General features: G+C 62.2%; 6 protein-coding genes. All 6 read left to right on the forward strand.

The annotated features are described in order from the left end of the window. The first annotated feature begins 81 nt into the window (after positions 1-81). Genes DW661_RS06160 through DW661_RS06185 form a run of 6 tightly spaced genes read left to right on the forward strand, consistent with a single transcriptional unit; the run spans position 82 to position 6128 of the window. Positions 82-966, forward strand: coding sequence for a hypothetical protein (locus tag DW661_RS06160; protein WP_118935032.1), 885 nt, complete (start codon positions 82-84; stop codon positions 964-966). 11 nt (positions 967-977) lie between these two features. After that, positions 978-1814 carry a hypothetical protein gene (locus DW661_RS06165; RefSeq protein WP_118935034.1) on the forward strand — a complete coding sequence of 279 codons (837 nt, stop codon included), beginning with the start codon at positions 978-980 and terminating at the stop codon, positions 1812-1814. Between the two features lie 15 nt (positions 1815-1829). Next, positions 1830-2816, forward strand: coding sequence for a hypothetical protein (locus DW661_RS06170; protein WP_117629011.1), 987 nt, complete (start codon positions 1830-1832; stop codon positions 2814-2816). Positions 2817-2818: 2 nt separating this feature from the next. Continuing rightward, positions 2819-3622 carry a hypothetical protein gene (locus DW661_RS06175; RefSeq protein ID WP_118935036.1) on the forward strand — a complete coding sequence of 268 codons (804 nt, stop codon included), beginning with the start codon at positions 2819-2821 and terminating at the stop codon, positions 3620-3622. A gap of 60 nt (positions 3623-3682) precedes the next feature. After that, positions 3683-4429 (forward strand): signal peptidase I, encoded by a 747-nt coding sequence (locus tag DW661_RS06180; protein WP_118935037.1) that lies wholly within the window; start codon positions 3683-3685, stop codon positions 4427-4429. Next, positions 4422-6128, forward strand: a complete 1707-nt coding sequence (locus DW661_RS06185; RefSeq protein ID WP_117776665.1) for a hypothetical protein — start codon at positions 4422-4424, stop codon at positions 6126-6128. Before DW661_RS06180 ends, DW661_RS06185 begins: the two co-directional genes overlap by 8 nt. The last annotated feature ends 24 nt before the right edge of the window (positions 6129-6152 follow it).

Consider the following 6152-nt stretch of genomic DNA (forward strand, 5'->3'; position numbering starts at 1 on the left):
AACTGCAAATTCGCGTAAAATAACTCCATTATGGGCAAATGGTGTCCAGGTAGTTTACGATGCGGCATCTGGGGGAGGGACATGTCGGACGCGCGCTCGCTGCGAAAACAGTTCAATCGCATGCTCGCCACGTTGCTGGTTGCCCTTGTTGCTGCCGGAGCCGTAACGTATGCCTGGTACATCTACAACGCCAACCGCCACATCACCGATGTCAAGATGGCCGCCGGCACGGGCGTGACCTTCCTCATCTCCAACGAGTACGACGGCGAATACAAAACCAATGCCGGCCTGAGCTTTACGGGTCTGCTCGATCCCGTCTCGACCGACAACGTGCTCAACGGCTTTCAAAAGGTAACGGGCTTTACCGGCGGAACCACCCAGGACTCGCTCTTTGCCAGCATGTTTGGCGCCGCCGAGCATTCCGACTACTACAAGACTTCCCTGTACCTGGCCACCAACTCGGCTGCGACCGACGTGTACCTGTCGGGCATCGACTTTACCGAGCAGGACCCGGCAAACCCCATCTCCACCGCCCTGCGCGTGGGCCTGGTTACCTATGCTCCGGGGCAGGGCGACACCGTTACGGGACAGTACGTTTTTGAGGTTTCGGGCGAGCACAATCCCCAAGCGCGCTACAACACGCTCGACGGCAAGGATGCCGGCGAGAACGAGCAGAATCACCTGGTGCTCGACAGCACCCGCTCCGATGGAACAACGGTGCATTTTGACCAGCTGACCAGCGCAAACTTCTGCAACTACAACGAAGACACCGGCATCGTGAGCCTCAAGGAAGCCACGACCAAGATCTGCAGCCTGCCCGCCGCTGCCAAGGGCGCCAACCGCAGCACGCCTGTGCGCGTGGATGTGTACGTGTGGCTGGAAGGCTGCGACCCCGACTGCACCAACAACCTGGCTGCTACCAGCTTGCAATCGCTGGCGCTGCGCTTTGCCGGTAAGCGTTCGTAAGGGGCCGGGGCATGAGTACATCGAACATCAAAGACATCCTAAGCTCGCGCCGTCGCATGGTTGCCGCGGCCGCATGGATGTTGGTGCTGGTAGCCGCCCTGAGTGCGGCCACATACGCCTGGTTTAGCAACTCGCGCTTCACCAACGTGACGCCCGTGGCGCACACGGTAAGCGACGAGGGGTCCGACCTGCAGATTGGCCTTTCGGCCAACGGGCCCTGGGACACAACGGCAACGCTTGCCGCCGCCGACAAGACGCTCTATCCCATCTCGACGGCAGACCTTTCCCGCTTTTGGCGCGGCACGTTCCAAAACGCCGCCGGCATCACGACCGACTACGCCGACTGCACCGCGCAGCTGGACGACTACGCCCTTTCGGGCACGCTGTACCTTAAGGGCAGCGATAGCGCGCTCAACGTGTACCTGTATCAGGGCCAGATGAGCGTGACGAACGACCCGCAGCTGCTGGCCGTGCTGCGTCTGGGCCTGGTCATTACAACTCAGTCGGGCACGCAAACGCATATCTTTACCTGCGACGATCTGGGCAACACCTCGGGCGCCACCAGTAGGCGTACCACCGCGCAAGACGGCGTGGCCGTGGCGCCCGGTGCCTCGGGCTGGACCTACACCGCCGATCCCGCACGCGCCATAAGCGCCTACAGCATGGACGGCGCCGGCGACACGCCCACAGCGCGCGCAGGCGCCACGCCCATCTGCACGCTGGCCGCCAACGAGGTGGCAAGCGTTCGCTACGTTGTGTACATGGAAGGCTGCGACGCCCAATGCATCGACGAGGCTCAGGCTCGCGATGTGGTGCTGCAGCTTGCCTTTGCCGCGGCCAAGGCATAAGGGGGGCGAAGCGACATGGAAGACAAGAAGCACATGCCAGCAGATAACCGCAAGGCCAAAACCCAGAGCGCTAGCTCCGCGGCCCCCTCCAGCGCGTCCGTCGATCGCCAGGTCCTCGAGGGCGCCGCCGCCCGCCGTCACGCCCGTCGCGCGCGTGCCTACATCGCGCTCGTTATGGTGGCGCTCGCCGCCACTTTGGGCGCCGCGACCTACGCCTGGTTTACCAGCAACATGAAGGTCAACACCAACTCGGTGAGCGTGCACAGCGACACGTCCAAGCTGGTGCTAGAGCTGGGCGATGCCGATCGCGGCAGCTGGTCGCAGCAGGGCGACGTTTCCCTGACTTCCAGCGCGAATGGCGCCGTGACGCTCTACCCAGTCTCGACCTTTGACCTCAACGGCTTTGCCGCCTGCGCGCAAAACAACTCGGCCGGCGATGCCACGGTATTTGAGCAGGCAAAAGACAATGGCTCCGCGTTCTACCACGGCTGGATCGATCTGCGCCCCACCATTACCGGAACGGGCGCCAGCAAAGTAAAGGGTAAGGTCAGCTTGTATCTGGCCGAATCGCTGGTCCCGCAGGACGCCAACGCCGAGCTGCTGCGCGCAGCCCGTGTGGGCATTAAGATCTCGAGCGGCAACCAGGTACTTGCCGCCAACATCTTTGAGCTCGACAGCTCCGACGGCGGCCATCGCGACGAGCATCCCGCGACCGTCCCCGCGGGCCTGGCAGGCTATACCGAGGGCATGCTTTTGGGCTGGCAAAACGGCCAGCTCGCTTGCGGTACCAACGTGACGCAGGACCCCGCCGCCTTTACGCTGGACACGAGCGAGACGGCCACGCGCCCGCAAAACACGCTTGCCACGCTGGGGCTGGGCCAGACCTATCGTCTGGATATCTATTACTACATCGAGGGCACCGACCCCGATAGCGCCGACTACCTGCATCAAGACCCGGGCACCTTGCACCTGGCGCTCTTTGCGACCTTGGACGGTGAGTAGCCATGACGCGTAAGCAACCCGCCGCCAACTGTACGCCCGCCACCGGCAAGCCCAACGTTCCCGCCCCCGCCGACACCGACCTGCGCCGCAAGCTCACCACCACCGTGGTGCTGGTGCTGTTTGCCCTGGTGGCGATAGCCATGGCAACGTTTGCCTGGTTCTCCATCGCCGATAGCGCCAAGACCAGAATGCTCATGATCGATGCTAACGCCGACGGCTCGCTGCGCTTTGACCTGGACGAGCATGCCGCGTTTGACGAGTACGTGCACAGCTTGGGCTTCGACCAGATCTCGGCACGCATCGCCAGCGAAAAGGGCGTGGACATCGATGCATCCAGGCTCAAGCCCGTCACCACGAGCGATTACCAGACCTTTACCTTCGAGGATGGCTCCACCGCCGATCCCGCGACCGGCGCCTACCTGGAGTTCACGCTGCACTTTATGAGCAGCACGGACCTGCGCGTTCGCCTGACCGGGCAGGACGGCGACGGCGGCGCGTCCGGCACGCGGTTTAGCTCCGACACGCAGGGCATGGCCAGCGCCATGCGCATGAGCTTTACCGCCGACGGCCACACCTGGGTCTACAACCCCAACGGAGGCGGAGGCTCGTCTGGTGCGGCCACCGTCTTTGGGCTCGACTCGGGAGCAGCGAACGCGGCCAGCGACATGTTCGACCTAATAAAAGATACGGACAAGCCGGTAACCGTTCGCATATGGCTCGAGGGAACGGACCCAAATTGCACTAATATGCTAAAGGGAGCTAACTATTCGGTTTCGATGCGCTTTGAGGGCATCGAGGAACAGTAGATACGCACGGCGGCCATCGGGCCGCGCACGACCTAAACAGACACGGTAGTAAGGGACATCATGCAATCTGTCAAAAAAGCCGCATCCATCGCACTGAGCGTCGTCATGTGGATCATCATCCTGGTGGCGGCCCTGTACGCGTTTACCACGCTCGCCACGCGCGAGGACGGCAGCGTCTCGGACATCGCCGGCTTCACCCCGCTCGCCGTACAGTCCGACTCCATGGCGCCCACGTTTAACAAGGGCGACCTCATCGTCATCAAAAAGTGCGACACCTCCAAGCTCGAGGTGGGCGACATCGTGACGTTCCACACCATTATCGACAACGAGTACGCGCTCAACACGCACCGCATCGCCGCCATCGACGAGGTCAACGGCATGCGCAGCTTTACCACCAAGGGCGATAACAACGACGTGGCCGATTCGCACATCATCAGCGACGGCGACATCGTGGGCAAGTACGTGTTCGCGCTGCCGCAGATGGGCAAGGTCATGGACTTCCTGTCCAGCTCCATGGGCTTCCTCATTGTGATCGTGCTGCCCATGCTGCTGTTCTTTATCTACCAGGTGTATCACCTCATCGTGGTGGGCATGAACCTCAAGCGCGCTATGGCCGAGGAGGACCGCCTGGCTGCCGCGGCTGCCATCGTGGACGCCGAGGGCAAGGGCGACACTACCGTCACGACCGATAACGCCGCCGAGCAGCTTGCCCAGGCCGAGGCCAAGCTCGAGGAGGCCCGTCGTCTGAAGGCCGAGGCCGAGGCGGCGATGAACGCGACCAAGCAGGAGGATACCGACGGTGAGTGAGTTTCTGGGATTTGCCTGGGAGCTGCTGGCAAAGGTCGTCTACAACGTCGTTGCCGTTGTGAGCTCCATCCTTAACCTGCTGGTGTTTGGCTGGGTTGAGTACTTCAACATCTTTATGACCTACTTCACCACGTTTGACCTGGTGGGCAAGATCGGCGCGGTCATTCTGTTTGCCATGCTCATCGCGGTCCCCGTGCTGATCGTGGCCGTTCTGATCCACCACTACCGCATCAACCGTCGCCTGCATCGCGACGACACGTCCAACAAGGCGCTCTATCGCGAGATCGGCCGCCTGAACAAGCAGGTGCTCGACCTCATGGACGAGAAGAACAAGCTGCTGGCGCTCAAGGTCAATGCCATGGGCGGCACCAAGCAGATTCCGTACGTGGGCGCCTCGGCCCTGGCCGACGACCATCTGCCCACGGTGGGTAACGTGGTGGGCGCCGCCGCAGGTGCCGCTACGGGTGCCGCTGCGGGCGAGGGCGCCGCGGCGACGGCCGTCATGTCGGGCAACGCGTCGCTCGCGCTCGACGGTGCGGGCGTCAAGGATGCCGCGGCCGCCATGGCCAAGGCGACCGTCGAGGCCAAGACCCTTGCCGAGGAAAAAGAGATCGCCCAAGCCAACCGCTTCCCCAAGCTGTCCCTGGTGGACCTTAAGTACCGCGACTGGGAATCGCCGGTCTACGACGATGCCATCTCGCTGGAGGACTTTGTCGACAGCTTCCGCGCGTTTGCGTGCAGCCAGATGAAGCTCTACTACACGCCCGAGATCATCCGCCGCTTTGTGGCCGGCATGGCCGCCTCCAAGCTGCTGATCCTGGAGGGCATCTCGGGTACCGGTAAGACGTCGCTGCCCTACAGCTTTAGCCGCTACTTGGACAACCCCGCGACCATCGTTTCGGTGCAGCCGAGCTTCCGCGACCGCACCGAGGTGCTGGGCTACTTCAACGAGTTTTCCAAGCGCTTTAACGAGACCGAGTTCCTCCGCGCCGTGTATGAGGCGGGCCTTCGCCAGGACCCGTCCATGATCGTGCTCGACGAGATGAACCTCGCCCGCGTGGAGTACTACTTTGCCGAGATCCTGTCGGTGCTCGAGATGCCCAGCCACGACGAATGGGTGCTCGACCTGGTGCCCACCCAGTGGGCCGCCGACCCCAAGGCCCTGCACGACGGCAAGCTCACCATTCCCGACAGCCTGTGGTTTATCGGCACGGCCAACAACGACGACTCCACCTTTACCATCACGGACAAGGTGTACGACCGCGCAATCCCCATCGAGCTCAACGAGCGCGCCGACGCGTTTGAGTGCGAGCCGCACGAGCGCGTGCACGTGACGGCCGATCACCTGCAGTATCTATTCCAAAAGGCCAAGGTCGAGTATGTGATCGACGAGGAGCTGCTCCAGAAGATGCACAAGCTGGACCAGTACCTGCAGACCCGCTTTAAGCTGGCCTTTGGTAACCGTATCATCAAGCAGATGTACGACTTTATCCCCGTGTACGTGGCGTGCGGCGGCACCGAGCTGGGCGGCATGGACTACATCATCGCCCGCAAGGTGCTCAAGAAGTTTGAGTCCATGAACGTGAGCTTTGTGCGCGACGAGATGAAGGGCCTGATCGAGTACATTGAGAAGACCTTTGGCGAGGGCGGTCTGCCCGATTCCGTCATGTACCTGCAGCGGATCCAGAATTTCTACTAATGTCGTAAGCGCGGGGGGGCGGGG

The organism is Collinsella sp. AM24-1 (assembly GCF_003470325.1).
In the GTDB taxonomy this organism is placed as follows: Bacteria; Actinomycetota; Coriobacteriia; order Coriobacteriales; family Coriobacteriaceae; genus Collinsella.